Origin of the sequence: Geodermatophilus obscurus DSM 43160 (assembly GCF_000025345.1) — a bacterium.
In the GTDB taxonomy this organism is placed as follows: domain Bacteria; phylum Actinomycetota; class Actinomycetes; order Mycobacteriales; family Geodermatophilaceae; genus Geodermatophilus; species Geodermatophilus obscurus.
Genome location: NC_013757.1, coordinates 283,199 through 306,547, shown reverse-complemented (window position 1 = coordinate 306,547; position 23,349 = coordinate 283,199). Strand labels below are relative to the sequence as shown.

Annotated in this window: 21 protein-coding genes; 10 read left to right on the top strand and 11 right to left on the bottom strand. The window is 75.0% G+C overall.

What is annotated here, in order from left to right; genetic code table 11:
* Positions 1–65 precede the first annotated feature (65 nt).
* Positions 66–1,289, bottom strand: coding sequence for a cysteine desulfurase-like protein (locus GOBS_RS01425; RefSeq protein WP_012946533.1), 1,224 nt, complete (start codon positions 1,287–1,289; stop codon positions 66–68).
* 89 nt (positions 1,290–1,378) lie between these two features.
* Here GOBS_RS01425 and GOBS_RS01420 point away from each other — a divergent pair, with 89 nt between their 5' ends.
* Positions 1,379–1,933, top strand: coding sequence for a bacterial proteasome activator family protein (locus GOBS_RS01420; protein WP_012946532.1), 555 nt, complete (start codon positions 1,379–1,381; stop codon positions 1,931–1,933).
* A gap of 43 nt (positions 1,934–1,976) precedes the next feature.
* Here GOBS_RS01420 and GOBS_RS01415 read toward each other — a convergent pair whose 3' ends face one another.
* The 5 genes from GOBS_RS01415 to GOBS_RS01395 are packed head-to-tail and all read right to left on the bottom strand — an operon-like array spanning position 1,977 to position 6,990.
* Positions 1,977–2,336, bottom strand: coding sequence for a glycerol dehydratase reactivase beta/small subunit family protein (locus GOBS_RS01415; RefSeq protein ID WP_012946531.1), 360 nt, complete (start codon positions 2,334–2,336; stop codon positions 1,977–1,979).
* A complete protein-coding gene (locus tag GOBS_RS01410; protein ID WP_012946530.1) occupies positions 2,321–4,216 on the bottom strand; it encodes a diol dehydratase reactivase subunit alpha in 1,896 nt (631 codons plus the stop codon). The genes GOBS_RS01415 and GOBS_RS01410 overlap by 16 nt, the downstream gene beginning before the upstream one ends.
* Position 4,217: 1 nt before the next feature.
* On the bottom strand, positions 4,218–4,811 hold the full coding sequence (locus tag GOBS_RS01405) for a propanediol/glycerol family dehydratase medium subunit (RefSeq protein WP_012946529.1): 594 nt from the start codon (positions 4,809–4,811) through the stop codon (positions 4,218–4,220).
* A gap of 3 nt (positions 4,812–4,814) precedes the next feature.
* Positions 4,815–6,509: a propanediol/glycerol family dehydratase large subunit gene (locus GOBS_RS01400; RefSeq protein WP_012946528.1), complete on the bottom strand. Its 1,695-nt coding sequence runs from the start codon at positions 6,507–6,509 to the stop codon at positions 4,815–4,817.
* A 34-nt stretch (positions 6,510–6,543) separates the two neighbouring features.
* On the bottom strand, positions 6,544–6,990 hold the full coding sequence (locus GOBS_RS01395; protein WP_166487241.1) for a diol dehydratase small subunit: 447 nt from the start codon (positions 6,988–6,990) through the stop codon (positions 6,544–6,546).
* A gap of 170 nt (positions 6,991–7,160) precedes the next feature.
* On the opposite strand from GOBS_RS01395, the gene GOBS_RS01390 reads away from it, so the two are divergent.
* Both GOBS_RS01390 and GOBS_RS01385 read left to right on the top strand, forming a co-directional pair.
* The gene (locus GOBS_RS01390) at positions 7,161–7,568 is read left to right on the top strand and encodes a GlcG/HbpS family heme-binding protein (RefSeq protein WP_012946526.1); all 408 of its coding nucleotides are present in this window, start codon (positions 7,161–7,163) and stop codon (positions 7,566–7,568) included.
* Positions 7,569–7,665: 97 nt separating this feature from the next.
* The gene (locus GOBS_RS01385) at positions 7,666–9,177 is read left to right on the top strand and encodes a helix-turn-helix domain-containing protein (RefSeq protein ID WP_012946525.1); all 1,512 of its coding nucleotides are present in this window, start codon (positions 7,666–7,668) and stop codon (positions 9,175–9,177) included.
* A 160-nt stretch (positions 9,178–9,337) separates the two neighbouring features.
* Here the strand turns inward: GOBS_RS01385 and GOBS_RS01380 are convergent, their stop codons facing one another.
* Genes GOBS_RS01380 through GOBS_RS01365 form a run of 4 tightly spaced genes read right to left on the bottom strand, consistent with a single transcriptional unit; the run spans position 9,338 to position 15,228 of the window.
* On the bottom strand, positions 9,338–10,141 hold the full coding sequence (locus GOBS_RS01380; RefSeq protein WP_012946524.1) for a Cof-type HAD-IIB family hydrolase: 804 nt from the start codon (positions 10,139–10,141) through the stop codon (positions 9,338–9,340).
* On the bottom strand, positions 10,134–11,060 hold the full coding sequence (locus GOBS_RS01375) for an HAD family hydrolase (RefSeq protein WP_012946523.1): 927 nt from the start codon (positions 11,058–11,060) through the stop codon (positions 10,134–10,136). Before GOBS_RS01375 ends, GOBS_RS01380 begins: the two co-directional genes overlap by 8 nt.
* Positions 11,057–12,358 carry a serine--tRNA ligase gene (serS, locus tag GOBS_RS01370; RefSeq protein ID WP_012946522.1) on the bottom strand — a complete coding sequence of 434 codons (1,302 nt, stop codon included), beginning with the start codon at positions 12,356–12,358 and terminating at the stop codon, positions 11,057–11,059. Before serS ends, GOBS_RS01375 begins: the two co-directional genes overlap by 4 nt.
* Positions 12,355–15,228, bottom strand: coding sequence for a response regulator (locus tag GOBS_RS01365; protein ID WP_012946521.1), 2,874 nt, complete (start codon positions 15,226–15,228; stop codon positions 12,355–12,357). The genes serS and GOBS_RS01365 overlap by 4 nt, the downstream gene beginning before the upstream one ends.
* 78 nt (positions 15,229–15,306) lie before the next feature.
* Here GOBS_RS01365 and GOBS_RS01360 point away from each other — a divergent pair, with 78 nt between their 5' ends.
* From GOBS_RS01360 to GOBS_RS01335, 6 genes are all read left to right on the top strand, one after another.
* Positions 15,307–15,687 carry a response regulator transcription factor gene (locus GOBS_RS01360; protein WP_012946520.1) on the top strand — a complete coding sequence of 127 codons (381 nt, stop codon included), beginning with the start codon at positions 15,307–15,309 and terminating at the stop codon, positions 15,685–15,687.
* On the top strand, positions 15,684–16,736 hold the full coding sequence (locus GOBS_RS01355; protein WP_012946519.1) for a HEAT repeat domain-containing protein: 1,053 nt from the start codon (positions 15,684–15,686) through the stop codon (positions 16,734–16,736). Before GOBS_RS01360 ends, GOBS_RS01355 begins: the two co-directional genes overlap by 4 nt.
* A complete protein-coding gene (locus GOBS_RS01350; RefSeq protein ID WP_012946518.1) occupies positions 16,736–18,190 on the top strand; it encodes a glycosyltransferase family 2 protein in 1,455 nt (484 codons plus the stop codon). Before GOBS_RS01355 ends, GOBS_RS01350 begins: the two co-directional genes overlap by 1 nt.
* Before the next feature lie 93 nt (positions 18,191–18,283).
* Positions 18,284–19,717 carry a GuaB1 family IMP dehydrogenase-related protein gene (locus GOBS_RS01345; RefSeq protein ID WP_012946517.1) on the top strand — a complete coding sequence of 478 codons (1,434 nt, stop codon included), beginning with the start codon at positions 18,284–18,286 and terminating at the stop codon, positions 19,715–19,717.
* A complete protein-coding gene (locus GOBS_RS01340; RefSeq protein WP_012946516.1) occupies positions 19,714–20,061 on the top strand; it encodes a metallopeptidase family protein in 348 nt (115 codons plus the stop codon). The genes GOBS_RS01345 and GOBS_RS01340 overlap by 4 nt, the downstream gene beginning before the upstream one ends.
* 142 nt (positions 20,062–20,203) lie before the next feature.
* Entirely contained in the window at positions 20,204–20,530 is a 327-nt protein-coding gene (locus tag GOBS_RS01335; RefSeq protein WP_243697615.1) for a GroES family chaperonin, read from the top strand.
* 117 nt (positions 20,531–20,647) lie between these two features.
* On the opposite strand, the gene GOBS_RS01330 is transcribed toward GOBS_RS01335, so the two are convergent.
* Positions 20,648–21,094: a MarR family winged helix-turn-helix transcriptional regulator gene (locus GOBS_RS01330; RefSeq protein ID WP_012946514.1), complete on the bottom strand. Its 447-nt coding sequence runs from the start codon at positions 21,092–21,094 to the stop codon at positions 20,648–20,650.
* An 80-nt stretch (positions 21,095–21,174) separates the two neighbouring features.
* Here GOBS_RS01330 and GOBS_RS01325 point away from each other — a divergent pair, with 80 nt between their 5' ends.
* Positions 21,175–23,277 (top strand): MMPL family transporter, encoded by a 2,103-nt coding sequence (locus tag GOBS_RS01325; RefSeq protein ID WP_012946513.1) that lies wholly within the window; start codon positions 21,175–21,177, stop codon positions 23,275–23,277.
* The last annotated feature ends 72 nt before the right edge of the window (positions 23,278–23,349 follow it).

Here is a 23,349-nt window from a genome sequence, read left to right as displayed (position 1 = left end):
TCCCCGGCCCCTTTGCAGGGGCCCGCTGCGAGCTTGCGAGCAGTGGGGGGCAAGGGGGTCTTTTCTCAGCGCGGGCGCAGCGCGGCGACCGCGTCGATCAGGTACCCGACCTCCTCGGCCGTGTTGTAGTGCATCAGCCCCAGCTGCACGGCGCCGCCCTCCTCGTTGACGCCGAGCGCGTCGAACAGCTCCCGGGCGTAGAGGTCGCCGTCCCACGCGCAGATGCCGCGCCGGGACAGCTCGTGGGCCACCTGCCGCGGGCGCATCCCGGCGACGGTGAACGACAGCGCCGGCGTGGTGAGCGGGGCCGAGCCGATCACCTGCACGTGGCGCATGGCCCGCAGCGCCTGGTCCAGCCAGTCGAACAGCCCCCGCTCGTAGGCCGCCACCGCCGCCATGGAGGTCTCCAGCCGCTCCCGCCGGGTGCCGCACGCGTCCTCGGACAGCGAGGCCAGGTGCTCGACGGCCGCCGGGACCCCGGCCAGCAGCTCGAAGGCGTGCCCGCCGCTCTCGAACCGGTCGGGCACCCGGTCGGGCACCGGCGCCAGCTTCTCCGGCTCGAGCTCGACGAGCAGCGCCGGGTCGGCGACCACCGCGCCCACGTGCGGGCCGCACCACATGTCGGCGGCGACGGCGAGGAAGTCCGCGCCCAGCGCCCGGAGGTCGAGCAGGTCGTGCGCGGCCGCGTGCGTCGCGTCGACGAAGACCAGCGCGCCCACCGCGTGCGCCCGGCGGGCGATGGCGGCGACGTCCGGGCGGGTGCCGATCGCGGAGCTGGCCGCCGTGACCGCGACCAGCCGGGTGCGCGGACCGAGCAGCTCGTCGTACTGCCAGTCGGGCAGCTCGCCGGTCTCGATGTCCACCTCCGCCCAGCGCACCCCCACCCCGGCGCGGACGGCCAGCTCCACCCACGGCCGGACGTTGGCGTCGTGGTCGAGCCGGCTGACCACCACCTCGTCGCCGGGGCGCCAGGTGCGGGCCAGCGCCCGGGCCAGGGTCCAGGTCAGCCGGGCGGTGTCCGGCCCCAGGACGACGCCGCCGGAGACCCCGCCGACCAGGTCGGCGACGGCGGTGCGGGCGCTGGCGAGCAGCCCCTCGGCGCGGGCGGACGCCGGGAACGCCCCGCCGCGGTCGGCCACCGGCACCCGCATCGCCTGGGCCACCGCCAGCACGACGTTCTCCGGCAGCAGGGACCCGGCCGGCCCGTCGGCGTGCACCAGGCCGTCGGAGAGCCCCGGGAACAGGCCCCGGACGCGGGCGACGTCCAGCCGCCCCTCCCCCGGTCCCATGGGCCTCGACCCTAGACGTTGACCCTCCCCGTCGAAGCCGCCCCGGTACCACCCCGGCAGGCTCCTGCGGCGGCGGGGAGGATGGGGACATGACCGCACCTGACAACGGCAGTGGACGCCCCCAGCAGGTCGTCGTCGTCGGCCCCGACGGCCGGCCCGTCGGCACGATGCCAGGGCCGGACGGCGCTCTGGGCGGGCAGGGCAGCGACGGTGGTGGCGCCCTCGGCGACATGGTGGAGCAGCCGGCGAAGGTCATGCGGATCGGCACGATGATCAAGCAGCTGCTCGAGGAGGTCCGCGCCGCGCCCCTGGACGACGCCAGCCGCAACCGGCTGCGCGACATCCACGCCTCCTCGATCCGCGAGCTCGAGCAGGGCCTGGCCCCCGAGCTGCGCGAGGAGCTGGAGCGGATCACGCTGCCCTTCAGCGAGGGCGAGACCCCGTCGGACGCCGAGCTGCGCATCGCCCAGGCCCAGCTGGTCGGCTGGCTGGAGGGCGTCTTCCACGGCATCCAGACCGCGCTGTTCGCCCAGCAGATGGCCGCACGAGCCCAGCTGGAGGAGATGCGCCGCCGCGCGCTGCCGGGCGGGTCCTCCCCGGCTCCGGGGCCGCACCCGCACCCCGGCGGCGGCCAGTACCTGTAGCCCGCGCTTCCGACGATCAGCTGAGGTCAGCTGATCCCCGCGGTCAGGCCAGCGGCAGGTGCTTGACCACCCGGGCCGCGATCCGGCCCGCCCGGCGCCAGTCCGAGGGGCCCGCCTCGGCCGGGGTCGCGGCCACCGGCGTCTCCTCGGGCAGCGTGCCGTGGTGGACGGCGGCCGCACCGGCGGCGTCCAGCCCGATGCCGACACCCAGCCGCGACTCCCCCGCCGCCGCGTGGGCCAGGGCGGTGGCGTCGTCCGGGCCGGGGACCTCGGTGACGTCCGTGGGCACGCCCTCCTCCTCGACGCCGGCGCGGACCTGCCGCAGCACCGCCGCCGGGGCCCCGGGGTGCCGGTACACCAGCACGGCCGGCCGCGGCCCCGGTGCCGTCAGCTGCTCCGGCACCGGGCCTCCTCCGCCAGCAGGGCGGCGTGGGCGCGGACCAGACCCGATGCGACCGCGTTGCGGGGTCCCTCGGTGCCCAGCACGTTGCCCGTGCCGCAGACGATCCCGTGCGGGGCGAGGGCGTCGGCGATCATGTCCGGGATCTCGAAGTCCAGCGCCGAGCCGCCGAGCAGGACGACGAACTCCAGCGCCCGCAGGTTGCCCCCCGGCGCCACCTGGCGCAGTGCGCGCAGGGCGTTGACCACGAAGACCCGCCGTTTCGCCTCGCGGCGCACCCGCCGGACGTGGTCCAGGCCGTGCCGGGTGGGAACCGGTGCGGGACCGTCCGGGGTCAGCACCACGACCCGGGCGAAGACGTGCGGCGGCAGCGGCTGATCGACGAACTCCACCGTGCCGTCCTCGTGGCGCAGGTGGAAGAAGCTCTCCACCTTGCCGAGCGGGAACCACTTGACGCCCTCGGCCACCTCCCGGTCACCCAGCGCCAGCTCGGAGTCGATCAGCTTGGTGACCAGCTCCCCGGCCCCGGCCACGTGGACGGCCGTGCACTCGCCCTCACGGGTGAGCAGGGCGGCGTCCGTCGAGCCGCCGCCCAGGTCGAGGACGGCGATCGGCCGGTCGACGCCGGGCGTGGTGAGCGCACCGCCCACCGCCATCTCGCCCTCGACCCCGCCGATCTCCGCCGCGGCGCCCAGCCCCTCGGACACCAGGTCGGCGACCAACTGCATCCGGCTGCGGCTGGTCCGCACCATCGCCGCGAGCGCGACCGCGTTCTCCAGGGCCACCTCCCCGGCCAGCCCACCGCGCACCTCGGCCGGGACGAACGTGTCGACCGCGAGCACGTCACGGATGGCGATGTCGGACACCGGCACGTCCGGCTGGCCGGCGACGTCCATGACGTCGGCCATCGTGTCGCGGACCTGGGCGAGCATGCCGCCGACGTGGGTCCCGGGCTCCCCGCGCGCGTCGTCGAGCGGCTGCGCCCGGCCGACGACCTCCATGATTGCTTCCGCGCCGGCGTCGACGTCCACCCGCAGCGTCTTGCCCGCGCCGTGCAGCACCAGCTCACCGACCGGGATGCGCCGATCGGTGACGTCCCCCGTCGGCGTGCGCACGACCACCGCCGAGCGGTTGCCGGTCAGTGCCCGGGCCACCGGGGACACCTGCCGGGTCTGGACGGGGTCCAGGTCGAAGACGGTGGCCAGGCCGTAGGAGTTGGACAGCGTCCGGATGGTCCGCCCCGGTGCGGCCACCTCGACAGCAGCCAGCATGCCCAGCGGGACCTTCTCCACGGCGGAGACCTCGTCCACCACCGGGATGGGCCGGGTGAGCCGGTTGGTGACGAGGACGGCGTCGTCCCCGGCCAGGATCGCCGCGACGACGTCCACACCGGCGGCCACGGCGGCGTTCAGCGTCGCCGCGACGTCGTCGAAGTCCCACCCGTGCGGCACGACGCACACCACCGGCTCACCGGGCTGCTGCTCCCCCAGCTCGCCGATCGACCGCGTGGTGCCGACGCCGAGACCCTCACCACCTGGGGTGGTGGGGTTGTGCCCGATCATCGTCGACTCGGTGATGATCGTCTCGGTGATCGTCTCCATGGCCAGGCCGCTGATCACCGGCGTCGCCTCGTTCAGCAGCACGGTCTCGACCTGGCCGGCGCTCCGGCCGGCCCTGGCCAGGGCGCCGCGGATCGCCTTGAGGGCGCCCTCGGTGTTGTCCGGGGTCCCCTTCACTCCGGTGGTCCGGGTCAGGTCGGTGCCCAGGAAGGTGAGCGAGCCGTCGGGCGCGACGACGGCCAGGCACGCCTCGGTCGTCGAGTTGCCGATGTCGACGCCGACGACGAGCAGCCCCTCCGGCGGGGCGCCTTCGCGTGCGCCCACCTCAGCCGGCGGTGCCCGGACCGAAGACGGCCTCGACCTCCACCGGACCCCGGCCCGCCTCGATGCAGTCGAACTCCTTCAGGTGCAGCAGTGCCGCCTTCGCCTGCCAGCGGGGGCGGGCCATCTGGTCGTTGCGGGTCGGCACCGGCTGCGGAGACTCCGCCTTGGCGTACTGCGCGGCGTTCGAGCCGATCATCCGGAACACCGGGGCGTCGAGCAGCGGGGACTGCGGGAAGAGCTCCAGGTTGCTCAGCCGCGGCAGGTCCTTCTGGTGGATCATCGTCGTGCCGCGGGAGAGCACGCCCACCGAGATCCCCGACCCGGACAGCCTCGCCGCGGTGTGCGAGATGGCCGCCAGGTCCGCGGTGTCGAGCACCCGCACCAGCCGAGCCGTCACGCCCTGTTCCTCGATGCCGGCCATCAGCTGGCGGAGCACCTCGGCGTGCGGGACGTCGACGATCGTCTTGGTGAAGTGCCCGGCGAAGGCCGGGGACAGCGCGATGACGACCTCGTCGGGGCGGGTGCCGCGCCGCGCGGGACCCACCTCCCGGAGGCTGACCGTGCGTTCCGGCGCGGTCGTCGTCGGAGTGGTCATCGTTCAGCCCACCTCGGTCTCGGGGTTGGTCGACGACGTGACGTGGCGCAGCTTCTTGAGCTGCTCCCAGCGCTCGCCCTGGAGCCGGTACCCGGTGCCCGGACCGGCGTAGTCGTTGGGGTCGTTGATCGCTGACAGCGGGGTGAAGTCCGCTGTCAGGACGGCGGAGGTCTGCAGCAGGTCACCGGACACCCGCTGGCGCAGGACGGTCAGCAGGTTCTCCGCGACGTCGTGGAAGCCGGCCGACTCCAGGCCCTTGACCAGGTCCAGGCCGGTGATCTCCCGATCCATCACGGACTGCGCGCCCTTGAGGTCGGCGAGCACGTCCCGGAGCGGGTAGTCGTTCGAGGAGTTGGCGTAGGTGGCCGCCTCGATCTCGTCGTCGGTGATCGGCGGGAGGTCGAGGTGGGCGAAGACCGCCTGCAGCGCGCGGGCCGCCTTGTTGCGGGCGGCGAGGATCTCGTCCTCGCGGACGTGCCGGAGCCCCCCGTCGACCTGGAAGTCCCGCTGGATGGTGTTCCAGTCGTCGAAGTCCTCGGTGTCGAAGTTCGACCCGGCGAACATGTTGTCGGCGTTCGGGACCGACGAGTACCCCGAGCACACGAAGTCGGTGCCCGGGAGCATCTGGGGCATCGCCCGCGCCGTTCGGCGCATGGCCGAGTGCGAGAACGACTGGTCGTTCCCCGACGCGCACTCCAGGTCGACCATGCTGGCCACCAGGTTCTCCGCGGCCACCGCCCGGAGGCCGCCGGGCACCGCCCCGGGCACGCCGATGCAGCTGATCGAGCCGTTCTGCAGCCCCTGCACCCCGGCCCCCTTGGCCATCAGGATGCAGCGGATCTCCAGGTACAGCATCGACTTGCCCTCGGCGTTGCCCATCTGCACCTCCGATCCGGTGCCCGAGGTGAAGCGCATCTTGATCCCGCGCGAGGCGTACGCCGCGGCCAGGAACGACTTGGACCACGGGGTGTCGTCCCCGTCGACGAACACCGACTCGGTGCCGTAGATCGAGATCGTCTCCGCGTAGGCAGTGATGCCGCGCATCCCGAGCTCGAGTTCGGTGGCCTCCTCCAGCGCGCACTGCGTGAGCACGCCGCCCCGGCCGACCTGGGCGCCCACCTGCAACGCGATGGCCACCAGGGGGGCGTACCGCAGGACCCCCAGGGTCGTCTCCAGCTCGGCGAACCCGCGCAGGGCTCCCTCGGCGGCGTCCGCGGCGACCTGGATCGGGTTGTCCCGGGCGCTGGTGGAGTGCCCCTGGTTCGCCGGTGTGCGCCGAGCACGCATCTTCTGCATCCCCTGCATGATCTCCACGACGTTCATCAGCTTGACGACGTCGAGGACCTTGGCCGGCGTGAGCCCGCGGGTCACCGCGAGCACCTCGTCGCGAGAGACCCCCGGGTCGATGAGCATCCGCGCGACCTGGGCCGAGGGGATGGCCATGGACGCCTCGGCCGACGCGACGTCGATCGCGTGGTTGGCGATGAAGGTGTCCATGAAGTCGAAGTCGGCGCGGGCCTTGCCGTCGAGCTCGACGACGCGGCCGTCCTCCACCCGGATGCTCGGCGCCGGGTCGAAGTCGCTCTCCATCGCGACGAGGCCCTTCTCGGGCCACTCCTCGACGAACCCGTCGAGGTTGACCGGGCGGCTCTCGAGGACCTCGGTGCGGATCGAGGGCCGGGGCTCGGTGGTGGTCATGGGGGTGGCGTCCCTCTCGGTCCTGGGTGCGGGGTCAGCCGACGTCGGCCGTCGGGCGGGCGAGCAGGTCGCGGCGCCCGTAGACCTCCGCGGCCTCGCGGACGAGCGCCGCGCACACCGGCGCCGAGTACGCCCGCTCGAGGCGGTCGGCCAGCTCGGCGAGCTGCGCCGCGGTGGACGCGCGCGGGCGGAGCGCGTTGTACATGGCGAGCACCTCCGCGTCGGGGATGGCCGTCATCTCGGCGGCCCGGCGGAAGTTCGCGGCCAGCTGCGGACGGCCGCTGGCGTCGGCGAGCTCGGCCTGCAGCAGGAGGGTCTCGGGGGCGATCCGCAGGTCCTCAGCCGACAGCTCGCCCGAGACGACGGCGTCCATGGTCAGCGCCGTGATCGGCTTGCCGCTGGGCGTGCGCAGCAGCTCCGGCCGGTTGATCGACAGGGGGTAGTCCGCAGTGGTCAGCTCGGGAGGCAGGAAAGCGCTCAACGCAGGCTCACTCTCGCTCGGTCCGCGCAACGTCGCGCCACTGTGGCACGCGCCACGTTGCACCGACGTTGCCTCCGGGCGGCCGACCGGCACGACCCTCCACCCGGAGAGGCCGGACCTACCCGACCGGAGAGGTGCCCGGTCCTCCCACCGTGCGGTTTGCTCCCGGCATGAGCGCCTCGCTGACGTACGACACCGCCCGCCGCGTCCTGGAGGCGGGCATCGCCCGCGCCGAGGAGATCGGCCAGCCGATGAACATCGCCGTCGTCGACGACGGCGGGCACCTGCTGGCCTTCGGGCGGATGGACGGCGCCATCAAGGCGAGCATCGACATCTCCACCCGCAAGGCGGTCACCTCCGTCCTGATGGCCCTCCCGACCGCCGACCTCACCCCGCTGGTGCAGCCCGGCGCCGAGCTGTACGGGCTCGAGCAGACCGCGGGCGGCATGGTGACCTTCGGCGGCGGCGTGCCGCTGGTGCGCGACGGCGAGATCGTGGGGGCCGTCGGCGTCAGCGCGGGCTCCGTGGAGCAGGACGTCACCGTCGCCACCGCCGCCGCCGCGGCGCTGGAGGGGTGAGGCCGGCCCCTCGGGGCTCCCTTGCTGGCCGGACGGGCATGGGTGATGATCCCAGCGGGCCGGCGTCGCCCGCCCAGCGAGGATGCCCGGGGGTGACATGTCCGGCTCGGCCCGGCACCGGCCGCCCCGCCCCGGTGTCCCCGGGGACGACGCCGCCGCGCACGCCCGGCAGCTCGCCGAGACCTTCGACGCCGTGCTCGGCAGCAGTCCGGCGCGCCGGGCGCCCCGTCCGCTGGTCTCGGCGTCCTGGGCGCGCAGCGTCGCTGCCCGTGTCGACCCCGACCGCCGGACGCCACCGGTGGTGCACGCCCCCGACGAGCTGCGCGACATCCGGTCGGCCCACCCGCTGAACGCGGTCATGCCCCTGCTGCGGCACAGCCTGGTGGGCATCGCCGAGGAGGGGGTGCACCTGCTGCTGGTCACCGACGCAGCGGGCCACGTCCTGTGGCGCGAGGGCGCCGGGCAGCTGCTCGGCCCGGCCGACCGGGTCGGCCTGTTCCCGGGAACGAACTGGAGCGAGGCCGCCATCGGGACCAACGCGATGGGCACCACGCTCGCGGTGGACGCGCCGGTGCAGATCCACTCCGCCGAGCACCTGGTCCGGACCTACCACTCGTGGACCTGCGTCGCCGCGCCGGTGCACGACCCCGACACCGGGGCGACCCTGGGCGCGGTCGACGTCAGCGGCCCGTTGCGGACCATGCACCCGTCCCTGACGCAGCTGGTGGCGACGACCGCCCGCCTGGCGGAGAGCGAGCTGCGGGCCCGGATGGCCGAGGCCGACCAGCGCTTCCTGCTGCGGAACACGCCGCACCTCACCCAGCTGGGGCGCGCCGCCGGCGCGCTGGTCACCCCGACCGGCCGGGTGCTCGCCCCCGATCCCTCCGGCTGGCCCGAGCGCGTCGACCTGGACGCGGCGACCGAGCGGGTCCTGCTGCCGGACGGCCGCGAGGTGCTGGTCGAGCCCCTCGCCGAGGGCTGGCTGCTGCGGACGGCGGAGCGCGCCCCCCGGGCGACCCGCCCGTCGCACACCGCCGCCCTCTCGCTGCGGTTCACCGGCAACGGGACCTCCAGCGCGGTGCTCGACGGCCGCCTCGTCACCCTGCCGCTGCGGGCGGCGGAGATCCTCACCGCGCTGGTCCTGCACCCCGAGGGCCTCACCGCGGAGCAGCTGGGCTACCTGCTGTACGGGGACGACGGGAACCAGACGACCGTGCGCGTCCAGGTCCGCCGGCTGCGCACCCTCGTCGGTGCCGACGTGCTGCGCACCCGGCCCTACCGGCTCGCGGGCGCGGTGGACAGCGACTTCGGGTCGGCCCGACGGTCCCTGCGGGCCGGGCAGGTGGCCGCGGCCCTGCGGGCGTGCGCCGGCCCCCTGCTCCCCCGGTCGGACGCGGCGGAGATCCGCCAGCTGCGCGAGGAGCTGACCGCCGGACTGCGCTCCGCGGTGCTGGCCACCCGCGATGTCGACCTGCTGCACGCCTTCGTCGTGCACCCCCAGGGCGAGGACGACCTCGACGCCTACGACCGTCTGCTCGCCCTCCTGCCGGCCGGCGACCCGCGGGCGGGCGCGGTGGCCCTGCGGGCGGAGCGGCTCCGGGCAGAGTGAGGCAGTGACCCGGTCGGTGGGGCCGGCCGCCGCTGCCCGTGCCCGCCACCGCCGATGATCAGCTGCGATCACCGTTGCAGGTCCTGACTCACGACCAGTGGTGAGCCAGGAGCCGCAACGACCAGCTCAGCTGATCACGGCGCGCTGAGCGGACGGGCCGTCACAGCGCGGAGAGGAAGGCCGCGACGCCGTCGTCCTCGTTCGTACCGGTCACGTCGGTGGCCGCGGCGAGCAGGTCCGGGTGGGCGTGGGCCATGGCCACCGCCCGGCCGCCGGCCTCGCGCACCCAGTCGAAGGCGGCGATGTCGTTGGGCATGTCGCCGAAGACGACGACGTCCTCGGGACCGACGCCGTGCTGGGCGGCCACCTTCGCGATGCCGGTGGCCTTGGTGACGCCGCGGGCGGAGATCTCGGCGAGCGCGTCGGTGGAGGAGTTGGTGACCGTCGCGGTGTCGCCCACGACGCGCTCGACCAGCGCCAGGAACTCGTCGCGGGGCAGCGCCTCGTGGCGGGCCAGCAGCTTGGCCGCGGGCCCGGCGACCATCTCCTCCAGCGTCGCCACCGCCACGCCGGGCGCGTCGACGTCCCACCGCGGCTGGTAGACCGGCTCGTGGCGGAACTCCAGGCCGTACTCGACGGCGAACCAGGTGTCGGGCTGGTGGCGGCGCAGCTGGGCGGTGACCTCCTGCAGGACCGCGGGCTCCAGCGCGTCCTCCTCGAGCACCTCGAAGCCGGCCAGGTCCAGCAGGACGGCGCCGTTGCAGCACACGGCCGTGCCGTGCCGCAGCACCTCGCGGATCCGGACCATCCAGCGCGGCGGCCGGCCGGTGGCCAGCACGACCGGCACGCCCTCGGACCGCCAGCGCTCCAGCTCGGCCACCGTCGCGTCGCTGACGGTGTCGTTCCCGCGCAGCAGGGTGCCGTCCATGTCGCTGGCGATGAGCCGCGGTCTCCAATCAGACACCCGGCCGCCTCCCGTCGAGCAGGGCCTCCAGGTAGCGCGCGACGCCGTCGACGTCGTGCCCGCTGGTGACCAGTGGTGTGGCCGCCCGGACGGCGGGGTGCGCGTTGGCCACCGCGACCGCCCGGCCGCCGGCGTCGCGCACCGCCTCCATCATGGGCAGGTCGTTGGGCATGTCGCCGAAGACCAGCACGTCACCGAAGCCGACGCCGTAGCGCTCGAGCGCGATGGCCAGGCCGGTCGCCTTGGTGATGCCGGGCGGCAGCACCTCGATGAAGCCCAGCCCGGCGTGGGTGACCTCGGCCCGGGCCGGGTCGACCACCTCGCGGGCGCGGGCGAGCAGCTCGTCCTGGCCGAGGGTCGAGGAGCGGAGGAAGACCTTGAGCACCGCACCGGGGGGCAGCACCTGGTGCCGGGGCAACAGGTGCGCCGGCTCCGGGTACGGCCAGTCGAAGCCGTGCTGGACCCGCAACGGGGAGTGCACCTCGCCCTGCTCGGCGGCGTCCTCCACCGCGAGGACCAGCTCGCCGGCGACCGCCTCGATCCGCTCGATGACGGCGGTCGCCTGCTCGCGCGGCAGGCCGACCGTGCGCAGCACCTCGTCGCGCTCCAGGTCGACGACGAAACCGCCCTGGGCGAGGACGGCGATGCCCCGTCCATCGAGCGCGGCACGGACGCTGTCGAACAGCCGCGGACCCCGGCCGGTCACCCCGACCACCGGGATGCCGGCGTCCCAGCACGCGGTCAGCGCCGCCCGGGTGCGCGGGCTGACCTCCCCGTCGGAGGTGAGCAGCGTGCCGTCGAGGTCGCTGGCGACCAGCTTGGGCCGCCAGGTGCCGAGGTCGCCGAGCTCGACGACGTCGTCCGCTCTGGCACCGGCGGTGCCGGTGCTGGGCAGCACGCCCGGCCGGTCAGCCGTCATGCGTTCGGTGCCGGCACGGGGGCCACGAGCGTCATGCCGGGGGTGAGGGCCTCGACGCCGCCGAGCCAGGGACGCAGCGCCTTGGGCACGTACACCGACCCGTCGGCACGCTGGTGCACCTCCAGCAGGCAGGCGATGGTGCGGGCGACCGCGCAGAGCGTGCCGTTGAGCGTGGCCGCGGTCTGGTTCTTCCCCTCGGCGTCCCGGTAGCGGGTGTTCAGCCGCCGCGCCTGGAAGGTCGTGCAGTCCGAGGTGCTCGTCAGCTCGCGGTAGGTGCCCTGGCTGGGGAACCAGGCCTCGATGTCGTACTTGCGGGCGGCGCTGGTGCCCAGGTCGCCGGCGGCGATGTCGACGACCCGGTACGGCAGCTCGAGGGCCTGGAGGAACTCCTCCTCCCAGGCCAGCAGGCGCCGATGCTCCTCGGCGGCGTCCTCGGGCCGGCAGAAGCTGAACATCTCGACCTTGTCGAACCAGTGCACGCGGATGATGCCGCGGGTGTCCTTGCCGTAGGAGCCGGCCTCGCGGCGGAAGCAGGAGGACCAGCCGGCGTAGCGCAGCGGCCCGGCCGACAGGTCGAGCACCTCGTTGCTGCGCATGCCGGCGAGCGCGACCTCGGAGGTGCCGACCAGGTAGAGGTCGTCGCGCTCGACCCGGTAGACCTCCTCGTCGTGCTCGCCCAGGAACCCGGTGCCCTCCATCGCCTCGGGGCGCACCAGCGCGGGGGCGACGACGGGGGTGAAGCCGGCCGAGACGGCCTGGCCGATCGCCAGCTGGGCCAGGGCGAACTCGAGCATGGCGCCCGGGCCGGTGAGGAAGTAGAAGCGGGCGCCGGAGACCTTGGCGCCGCGCTCCGTGTCGATCGCGCCGAGGGCCTCGCCGATCTCCAGGTGGTCGCGCACCGGGAAGTCGTAGGCGGGCACCTCGCCGACGGTGCGCAGGGTCACCGCGTCGTCCTCACCGCCGGGCGGGACGCCGTCGTGCACCACGTTGGCGATGCGCAGGTGTGCCGCGCGCAGCGCCGCGTCGGCTCCCCGCAGCGCCTCCTCGGCGTCCTTGACCTCGGCCGCGAGCGCCCGGGCCCGGTCCAGGACGGCGGGCCGCTCCTCCGAACTCGCCTTCTTCACCGCCTGGGAGGCCGCCTTCTGCTCCGCGCGCAGGTCGTCGGTGCGCTTGACCGCCTCGCGGCGGGCGGCGTCGGCAGCGAGCAGCTCGTCGACCCGGGACTCGTCGGCCCCGCGGGCTCGCTGGCTGGCCTTGACGAGGTCGGGGTGCTCGCGCACCAGGCGCAGGTCGATCACCGCTCGATCGTAGGTGGCCCGGCGGCGCGGTCCCGGCCCCCCGGCCCGACGGCGGCCAGCAGCTCGGTGACCGCGGTCCGCACCCGGGAGCGCTCCCGGTCCAGGACGGCCAGCGTGTCGCCCACCGCGAGGGTGGCGGGGTCGACGGTCTCCAGGCTGTGGCACACCTGCGCCAGCGCGGTCGCGCCCAGCGCCGCGCTGCTGCCCTTGAGCCCGTGCGCGAGGCGGGGCACCGAGCCCTCGTCGTCCACCGACCAGGAGGGCCGGTCCGCGGCGGCCACGATGGCCGCGACCGCGTCGTCGAGCGTCGTGAGGTAGCGGGTGTAGAGGTGGGCGAAGGCGTCGTCGCCGAGGTCGCGGAGGTCCTCCACCGTCTCGGGGTCGAGCGCGGCCGGCGGCCCCGGCTCGGCCGCGACCGGCGCGTCCGGGGACAGGGTCACCTCGTCCAGGGCGTCCCGCAGTGTCGCCATCCGGATCGGCTTGGTGAGGAACCCGTCGGCCCCGGCCTCGAGGAAGGCGGTGCGGTCGGCCGCCAGCACGCTGGCCGTCACCGCGTAGATCCGCGGCTGCGTCGCCAGCGGGAGCAGCCGGATGGCGGCGGTCGCCTCGACGCCGCCGAGGACCGGCATCTGCGCGTCCATGAGGACGACGTCGTAGGTGCCGCGCAGGACGGCGTCCACGGCTTGCTCACCGTCGCCGACGTGCGTGCACCGGTGGCCCAGCTGGCGCAGGTAGAGGCTCATGAGCTGCGCGTTCACCGCGTTGTCCTCGGCGACGAGCACGCGCAGCGACCGGGCCGGGGCGGGCAGTGCGAGCCTCCCCCGCTCCCCACCGCCGTTGGCACCCTCGGTGCGGCCGCGGAGGGCGACCGAGCGCACCGTCCGGGCCAGCCGCTCGGGCCGGACCGGCTTGTTGAGCCGGGCGTCGAAGTGGGCGTAGCGCTCGGCGGGCAGCGTCGCGGAGCTGCTCACCAGGACCAGCGGCAGGTCCGCCGTCCCGGGCCGGGCCCGCAGCCGCGCGGCGAGCACGTCGCCGTCCATCCCGGGCATGTCGAGATCGAGGACGGCCACGTCGACCCCGGTCCCCCGGTCGAGCAGCTCGAGGGCCGCGGGACCGCCGCCGGCGAGGATGCACTCGGCACCGTGCCGGGCCAGCTGGTGCTCGAGGATCCGCAGGTTCGTGGGGCTGTCGTCGACGACCAGCAGCCGCAGGCCGGCCAGGCCGTCGGCGGAGGGGTCGTCGGGCACGGCCGGGGCCAGCGGCAGGTCGAGCGCCACCGTGAAGGTCGACCCGACGCCGAGCTCGCTGTGCACCTGGATGTCGCCGCCCATGGCCCGGGCGATGCGCTGGCTGATCGCCAGGCCCAGGCCCGTGCCCCCGTAGGAGCGGGTCACCGAGGCGTCGACCTGGCTGAAGGAGCGGAACAGCCGGTGGCGCTGGTCGGGGCTGATGCCGATCCCGGTGTCCACGACCGACAGCCGGCACTGCAGCCGCCCCTCGGCGGCCGTCCCGGTGAGCCGGAGGACGACGTGGCCCTCGGAGGTGAACTTGACCGCGTTGCCCACGAGGTTGGTGACGACCTGGCGGAACCGGCTGCCGTCGCCGACCACCTGCCACGGCCCGTCGCCGGCGACGTCGACGAGCAGGTCCAGCCCGGCGCCGCTGGCCGTGGGCGCCAGCAGCTGGGCGACGTCGTAGACGACGCCGACCAGGTCGAACGGCGCGGCCTCCAGGTCCAGCTCGCCGGCCTCGATCTTGGAGAAGTCGAGGATGTCGTTGATGAGGGACAGCAGGCTGTCCCCGCTGCCGGCGACGGTCTCGAGGTGGCCGCGCTGCTCGTCGGTGAGGTCGGTCGCGAGCAGCACGTCGGTCAGGCCGAGGACGGCGTTGAGCGGCGTCCGGATCTCGTGGCTCATCGTCGCGAGGAACGCGGTCTTGGCCTGCCCGGCGCGCTCGGCCTCGTCACGCGCGGCGACCAGGTCCCGCTCGCGGGTGGCCACCAGCTCGTTGCGCTCCTGCAGGGCGTCCCCGAGGGCGTTGACGTCCGCGGCGATCCGGCGCAGTTCGGCCGATCCGGACTCGCCGGCGCGGCGGGTGAGGTCGCCGGCCGCCAGTGCCGCGAGCGCGTCGCGCACTTCCTGGGTGGGCGGGACGACCTGGGCCTCGAGCCGGCGGTACGCCCCCCGCAGGACGGCCGCGACCGCCGCTGCCGTGCCCACCCCGACGAGCGCACCCGCGTAGAGCGCGAGCTGCTGCAGCGCCATCGCGCCGGCGCGCCGCTCCCCGACCGCGGCCCGCGCCTGGGCCTCGATCGCGCGGTAGTGGTCGAACAGCGCCTTGTCCTGGCGCAGCAGCTCGGCCAGCGCGACGGCGTCCCCCACCGCCGGCTGCCCGGCGAGCATCGGGCGCACCCAGTCCTGGGTCCACCGCTGGTGGGCCGCCGTCAGCTCGGCCAGCCGGCCGGCCAGCTCGGCGTCGGCCCCGGTCCACGAGGCGATCTCCGCGTCGACCTGCTTCAGGTCGGCCACACCCGCCTCGTAGGGCTGCAGGAAGCGCGCCTCGCGGGTGATGAGGTAGCCGCGCAGCCCGGTCTCCTGGTTGAGCATCGCGACGTGGCTGTCCTGCAGCGCCCGCGACATCTGGTCGTACGTCGTGATCCGGTTCCCGAGCACGGGGACGACGAGCACCGCGAGCCCGAGCAGGGTCAGGGCGACGACGGACACCCCCGAGAGCGCCACGAGCAGGGGACGCCGGAGCAGCACCCGGAGGGGGAGCGGCTCGGCGCCGGGACGGCGTGCGGGGTGGGGGAGCACGCTTCCGGTGTCGGCCGCCGGCACCGCTTCCTTGAACGCGACCGGGTGGCGATCCATCCGTCCCACGCACCACTTCAGTCACACCCGGGTCCTGCCGATAGCGGTCAGAGTCCACCCACGGATGGGAGAAGCACCATGCCGCACGTCCTCGTCGTCGACGACGACCCCGTCGTCGCCGACCTCGTCGCCTTCCGCCTGCAGCGGCTGGGCCTGCAGGTCACCGTCCGGACCGACGGCGAGACCGGGCTGGCCGCCGCCCGCCGGCTGCGCCCCGACCTCGTGGTGCTCGACTGGCTGATGCCGCGCATGGACGGCCTGGAGGTCTGCCGGGCACTGCGCGCCGACGCCGACCCCGCCCTGGCCCGGACCCCGGTGCTGATGCTGACCGCCAAGTCGCAGGAGCCCGACCTCGAGCGCGGCTTCGCCGCCGGCGCCACCGACTTCGTCGCCAAGCCCTTCAGCACGCGCGAGCTGGTCAGCCGGGTCACCGCGGCCCTCCCCGCCGTCCCGGCGTGAACTCCCTCGCGGCGCCGGCCGCGGCCGCGACGGCCGTGCTCGGCGTCCTGGTCGTGGTGCTGCTGGTCGCGGTCGCGGCGGTGCACACCACCCGCGCCCGCCGGCTGGCCGCCGCCCAGGGGAACCGGGCCGAGCTCATGGCCCTGGTGTACGTCCTGCTCGACGACGGCGACACCGACGCCGTCGTCGCCGCCCCGCGCGACCTCGACGAGGTCCTGCTGCACCTGCTCCCCCAGCTGCGCGGCGCCGACCGCGAGGCGATCCAGACCGCGCTCACCCGCCGCGGCGTCGTCGCCCGCGCGGCCGCCGACCTCGACGCCCGGGCGGCCTGGCGGCGCGGGCGGGCGGCGACGCTGCTCGGCAGCACCGCGGGCCGGGACCACCTGGCCCGGCTGACCGCGCTGCTCGCCGACCGCTCGCTCGAGGTGCGCTGCGCCGCGGCCCGCGCCCTGGGCCGGGTGGGCGACCCCGCCGCCGTCCACGGCCTGCTGGCCTCCCTCACCACCGCGCGCCCGCTGCCCGCCGGCCTCGTCGGCATGGCCGTCCTGGACCTGGGCACCGCCGTCCTGCCGGCCCTGCGCGCCACGCTCGTCACCGGGTCACCGGCCGCGCGGGCGCTGTCGGCCGACGTGGTCGGGGTGCACGGCGACCTCGCCGCCACCGCCGCGCTCGTGGACCTGCTCACCGACGCCCGCCAGCCCGAGGACGTCCGCCGCGCCGCGGCCACGGCGCTGGGCCGCATCGGCGACCCCGCCGCCACCGACCCGCTCGCGCAGGTCCTGTTCGACGCCGCGCTGCCCCCGCTGCAGCGGGCCGCTGCCGAGGCGCTCGGGCGCATCGGCGACCCGGCCGGGGGGCCGGCGCTGCTCGCCGGGCTCACCTGCCCCGCCCGCGAGGTCGCCGCCGCCTGCGACGACGCGCTGGTCGCCCTGGGCCCGGAGGGCTCCGCCGTCCTGGCCGACGCCGCGGCACGGGGCGGTCCGCTGGGGACCGCCGCCGCGGCCACCCTCGACGCGACCCCGCAGCCCGGCCGGCTGGTGGGTGTGTGATGCGCGAGGTCCTGGTCGACGTCCTGCTCACCATGAGCTGGGCCGTCCTCGGGTACACGCTGCTGCTGGACCTGGTGATGCTCGCGCTGGTGCTGGCCGGCGCGCGCCGGGTCTCGGCCAGCCGCCGCTGGGACGGCTCCGAGGGCCACGAGGAGATCTTCGCCAGTCCGCTCACCCCGGGCGTCTCCGTGCTGATCCCGGCGCACGACGAGGAGGCGGGGATCCTCGACACCCTCGCCGCCGTCCTCGCCCAGCGCTACCCGGTGCTCGAGGTCGTGCTGGTCGACGACGGCTCGACCGACCGCACCTTCGACATGGTCGCCGAGCGCTTCGGTCTGGTGCAGGTCACCGCCCGGCCGACCGCCGCGCTGCCGGTGGACGGGACGGTGCTCTCGGTGCACCGCGCGACGACCGGCGACCCGCTGACCGTCGTCCGCAAGACCAGCGTGGGGCGGCGCTCGGACGCGCTGAACGCGGCGCTCAACGTCGCCCGGCACCCGCTGGTGTGCATGGTCGACGCCGACTCGCTGCTCGAGCCCGAGGCCCTGGTGCAGGTGGCCCGGCCCTTCGTCGAGGACCCGGCCAACGTCGTGGCCAGCGGCGGCGTCATCCGGGCGGCCAACGGCGCCCGGGTGGCCCGCGGCAGCGTCCTGGAGCCGCGGCTGTCCTCGCGGTGGGTGGTCCGCTTCCAGGTGGTCGAGTACCTGCGCTCGTTCCTGCTCGGTCGCACCGGGTGGGCCGACGCCAACGCGCTGCTGATCATCTCCGGGGCCTTCGGGCTGTTCCGGCGCGACCTGGTCGTCGAGGTCGGCGGCCTGGACGCGCTCTCCCTCGCCGAGGACGCCGAGCTGGTGGTGACGGTGCAGGAGCACCTGCGGCGGCAGCGCCGTCCGCACCGGGTGGTCTTCGTGCCCGAGCCGGTCTGCTGGACCGAGGTGCCCGAGACCCTCGCCGTCCTCGGCCGGCAGCGCCGCCGGTGGTCGCACGGCCTGGCCCAGCTGCTGTGGAAGCACCGGCGGATGATCGGCAACCCGCGCTTCGGCCCGGTCGGGCTCCTGGCGCTGCCGTTCTTCCTGCTCTTCGAGCTGCTGGGGCCGGTCGTGGAGGTCGTCGGCCTCGTCTCCGTGGTGCTGGCCGCGTTCCTCGGTCTGCTGGACACGGGCACCGCGCTGGTGATGTTCGGCCTGGCCCTGGGTCTGGGCACGCTGCTGTCGACCGCCGCCGTCGCGGTCGAGGAGTTCTCCTACGCCCGCTACACGCGGGGGCGGGAGGTCGGCGTGCTGCTGCTCACCGGGCTGCTGGAGAACGTCGGCTACCGGCAGCTGCACGCCTGGTTCCGGCTGCGCGGGCTGGTCGCCGCCCTGATGCGCCGCACCCCGGTGTGGACGGCGATGCCGCGCACCGGCTTCACCGAGGCCGAGCCCATCGCCGTGGAGCCCGCTGCGGCCACCTGATCCGGCGAGGTCGCCGATCCCGCACGGACACGGGCCCGCGAGCGTGCGGGATCGCCGATCTCGCCCGGCTCCGCGTGCGGGACAATGGGCGTCATGCGTTTCCTCGGCGACACCCGTCCGGCGACCGACCTCACCTACGCCGACGTCTTCATGGTGCCCAACCACAGCACCGTGGGCTCCCGGCTCGAGGTCGACCTGACCACCCCGGACCGGGTGGGGACGACGATCCCGCTCGTCGTGGCCAACATGACGGCCATCTCCGGACGGCGGATGGCCGAGACCGTGGCCCGCCGCGGCGGCCTGGCCGTGCTGCCGCAGGACATCCCGGTCGACGTCGTCGCCGAGGTCGTGGCGTGGACCAAGGCCCGCCACCCCGTCTACGACACCGCCATCACCCTCTCCCCCACCTCGACCGTGGCCGACGCGCTGTCGCTGCTGACCAAGCGCGCGCACGGCATCGTCGTGGTGGTCGAGGACGGCTTCCCGCTCGGCGTGGTCACCGACGGCCAGTGCCAGGGCGTCGACCGCTTCACGCAGCTGTCCCAGGTGATGACCGAGGACCCGCTCACCGTCCCGGCCGGCACCGACCTGCCCAAGATCTTCGACGTGCTCTCCGGCGAGCGGGTCAGCGCCGCGCCCGTGGTCGAGGGCGACCGGCTGGTCGGCGTCATCACCCGCAAGGGCGCGCTGCGCTCGGCGCTCTACCAGCCGGCGGTCGACGCCCAGGGCCGGCTGCTCACCTCCGCCGCCGTCGGCATCAACGGCGACGTCGCGGGCAAGTCGGCGGCGCTGCTGGCCGCGGGTGTCGACGTGCTCGTCGTCGACACCGCGCACGGCCACCAGGAGAAGGCGGTCGAGGCCGTCCGCGCGGCCCGCTCGGTGGCCGGGACGACGCCGGTCGTCGCCGGCAACGTGGTCACCGCCGAGGGCACCCGCGACCTGGTCGAGGCCGGGGCGGACGTCGTCAAGGTCGGCGTGGGCCCCGGCGCCATGTGCACCACCCGGATGATGACCGGCGTCGGCCGGCCGCAGTTCTCCGCCGTCGAGGAGTGCGCCGCGGCGGCCCGCGCGCTCGGCAAGCACATCTGGGCCGACGGCGGCGTGCGCCACCCGCGCGACATCGCCCTGGCACTGGCCGCCGGCGCGGCGAGCGTGATGGTCGGCTCCTGGTTCGCCGGCACCTACGAGAGCGCCGGCGACGTCCACGACGACGGCTCCGGCCGGCTGTACAAGGAGTCCTTCGGGATGGCCTCGGCCCGCGCGGTCAAGGCGCGGACGTCGACCCGGAGCGGCTTCGACCGGGCCCGCGCCGGCCTGTTCGAGGAGGGCATCTCCTCGTCGCGGATGTACCTGGACCCCGCCCGCCCGGGCGTGGAGGACCTCGTCGACCAGATCGTCGCCGGGGTGCGCTCGTCGTTCACCTACGCCGGCGCCCGCACCGTCGACGAGTTCCACGAGCGCGCGGTGGTGGGGGTGCAGAGCGCGGCCGGCTACGAGGAGGGCCGGCCGCTGCCGACCTCCTGGTGAGGCCGCTCCCCCTCGCGGTCTTCGAGGGCCTGGTCGCCGACGCCCTCGACCAGGTCCCGCCGGACCTGCTGGCACTGATGGACAACGTCGTCGTCCTCGTCGAGGACCGCAACGCCGACGAGCCCGACCTCCTGGGCCTCTACGAGGGGTACGCGCTGACCGAGCGCGGCTGGGAGTACGGCGGCGCGCTGCCCGACCGGATCATGGTCTACCGCGAGGCGATCTGCGACATCTGCTCGACCGCCGAGGAGGTCGTCGAGGAGGTCACGATCACCGTCGTCCACGAGATCGCGCACCACTTCGGCATCGACGACGACCGGCTGCACGAGCTCGGCTGGGCGTGAGGAGGACCCCCCTCGCCCCCCACCGTGGGAGGACCCCGTCCTCGTCCCTCGCAGGCTCGGGACGAGCCTCCGGACGGGGCCGGCGGCGGGCCCCCTGCGAGGGGGCCGTTCCCGGACGACATCGCCGCGTACCGTGATCGGCGTGCCAGAAGCCGCCGGGAAGCTGCCCATCAAGATGCTGCACGACCGCATCCTGGTGGCGCAGCGCCGGGAGGACGGCGAGCGGCGGTCCACCGGCGGGATCCTCATCCCGGCGACCGCCCAGGTGGCCAAGCGGCTGGTCTGGGGCGAGGCACGCGGCGTGGGGTCGAGCGTGCGCCAGGTGAAGGTCGGCGACCAGGTGCTCTTCTCCCCCGAGGACCAGCACGAGGTCGAGGTGCACGGCGAGGAGCTGATCATCCTGCGCGAGCGGGACGTGCACGCCGTGGCGGCCGAGCGGATCGAGGAGTCCACCGGCCTCTACCTCTGAGGAGGCCGGCCGAGGCCCGCGCCGGGCAGGCATCCCGCCGGCGAGCGCTGTGTGCACACGGCGTCGTCTGCGGGGAGTCGGCACCGCGGTACGTGCACGCAGCGCTCAGCCGTCGGGTCACCGGTGGCGCACGATCACCTCGGTCATCTCGGTGAGGAACCGGCGGATGGCGGTGAGCTCCTCGTCCGCGTAGCCCTCCATCGCGGCGACGAGGTCCCGCTGCAGCCCGCCGAAGAACTGCCCGCCCGCGGCCATCGCCGACTCCGACATCTCCAGCACGACCCGGCGCCGGTCCTGCGGGTCGCGGACCCGGCGCACGTGGCCGGCCCGCTCGAGCCGGTCGACCAGCGCGGTCACCGACGCCGAGCTGAGGTCCACCGCCCGGCCCAGCGCGCCGGCGGTCAGCGCCTCCCCGCGGCGGGCGGCGTCCATGATCGCCACCATCGCCCGGACGTCGGTGCGCCCGATCGCGTGCAGCTCGGCGAACCGCTGACCGACGGCGTCGAGCTCCACGGTGAGCCGGCGCAGCAGCAGGGCCAGCTCCCGGCGCTCCTCGACGTCCACTCCACCTCCCGTTGCCCACGACCGCCGCTCACCCTAGTCTCTCGATTGTCGAGATTGTTGAAGATCAAGGGAAGGCCCTGATGGCCCGGCTCCGCTGGCTGCTCCCCGCACTCGTCCTCCTCGTCTGGCTGGGGGGCGCCGGACCGCTCTCCACGCTCAGCGCGCAGCTGACCGGGCTGCAGGAGAACGACACCGCCGCCTTCCTCCCCGACAGCGCCGAGTCCACCCGCGTGGCCGACCTGCAGCAGGGCTTCTCGCCCGTGCAGGCGATCCCGGCCATCCTGCTGTGGGAGGGCGACGGCCCTCTCGACGCCGCGACGCTGCAGGCCGTCGCCGAGCGCAGCGCGGAGGCGGCCCGGGTCGCCGAGGACGCCGGCGCGCTGTCCGCACCGCCGTCCCCGCCCGTCCCGTCGGCGGACGGCGCGGCGGTGCAGGTGCTCCTCCCGCTGGACCCGGAGGTCGGCGACGAGATCGTCCCGCTGGTGGCCGACCTGCGCGCGACCATCGCGGTCGAGGGCACCGACACCTTCGTCACCGGCCCCGGCGGCATCTTCGCCGACTTCGCCAACGGGTTCGCCGGCATCGACGGTCTGCTGCTGCTCGCCGCGTTCGGCGTCGTCCTGCTCATCCTGCTGGTCGTCTACCGCAGCCCGATCCTGCCGTTCCTGGTCATCGGCACCGCCGGGCTGGCGCTCACCGCCGGCAACGCGGTCGCTTACCTGCTGGCCGACGCCGGGGTGATCACCGTCAACGGGCAGAGCCAGGGCATCGCCTCGATCCTGATCGTCGGCGCGGCCACCGACTACGGCCTGCTGCTGGTCGCCCGCTTCCGCGAGGAGCTGCGGCGGGAACGGTCGAAGTACACCGCGATGCGCACCGCGCTGCGCCGGTCCTGGGAACCGATCGTGGCCTCCGGCGCCACCGTCGTCCTCGGCGTGCTCTGCCTGCTGTTCTCCGACCTGGCCTCCAACCGCGGCCTGGGCCCGATCTCGGCGGTCAGCGTCACGCTGTCGGTGCTGGCCGCGCTCACCTTCCTGCCGGCCGCGCTGGTGCTGCTCGGCCGCGCGGCGTTCTGGCCGTTCCGCCCGCGGTACGGCGTCGAGCCGCCGGCGGGGCGCGGCTGGCAGCGGGTCGCCGCCACGGTGGGACGCCGTCCCCGCCGGGTGCTCGCGGTGAGCACGCTGGCACTGGTCGCGGCCGCCGTCTTCGCGCCCGGCTACGACGCCTCGGGCATCACCTTCTCCGACGCCATCCAGGGCGAGTCCAACGGCGTCGCGGGGCAGGAGGCGCTGGCCCGGCACTACGACGCGGGCTCGGGCAGCCCGACGGTGGTGGTCACGCCGGAGGACACCTGGCCGGCCGTGGCCGATGCGGCCGCGTCCGCCGACGGCGTGGCGACCGTGACGCCGTTCACGGGCGGGCCGCCGGGCGGTCCGCCGGTCGTCGTCGACGGGCTGGTCCGGCTCGACGTGGTGCTCGGCGTCCCGGCCGACAGCACCGAGGCCATCGAGGTCGTGCAGGAGCTGCGCGGCACGCTGGACGCCGCCGACCCGGCCGCGCTGGTCGGCGGCGACACCGCCAGCAACCTCGACGCCCGCGAGACCGCGGCCCGCGACCTGCAGGTCATCGTGCCGACGGTGCTCGCCGTCATCACCGTCGTCCTGGCGCTGCTGCTGCGCGCGCTCGTGGCGCCCCTGCTGCTGATGGCGACCGTCGTCCTCAGCGTCGGGGCGACGGTCGGGGTGGCCGCGCTGCTCTTCGACGGCGTCTTCGGCTTCCCGGGCAGCGACCCCGGCATCCTGCTGATCGCCTTCGTGTTCCTCGTCGCGCTGGGGATCGACTACAACATCTTCCTCATGACCCGGGCGCGGGAGGAGTCGCTGCGGCACGGCACGCGGGACGGCGTCCTGCGGGCGCTGGCCGTGACCGGCGGGGTGATCACGAGCGCCGGGCTGGTGCTGGCGGCGACCTTCGGCGCGCTGTCGGTGCTGCCGCTGCTGTTCCTCGTGCAGCTGTCGTTCCTGGTCGGCTTCGGCGTCCTGCTCGACACCTTCGTCGTCCGCTCGCTGGTGGTGCCGTCGGCCGTCGCGCTGCTCGGCGACCGCACCTGGTGGCCCGGCCGGCTCGCCCGCCGGCCGGAGCCCGAACCGGACCGCGAGCTCGAGCCGGTCGGACCACGTTGACATCTGCGAGTGGCCGAGCGGCCGCCCTTCAGGGGCCCGCGCCGAGCTCGCGAGGCGTGGGGGGAGGGGTGG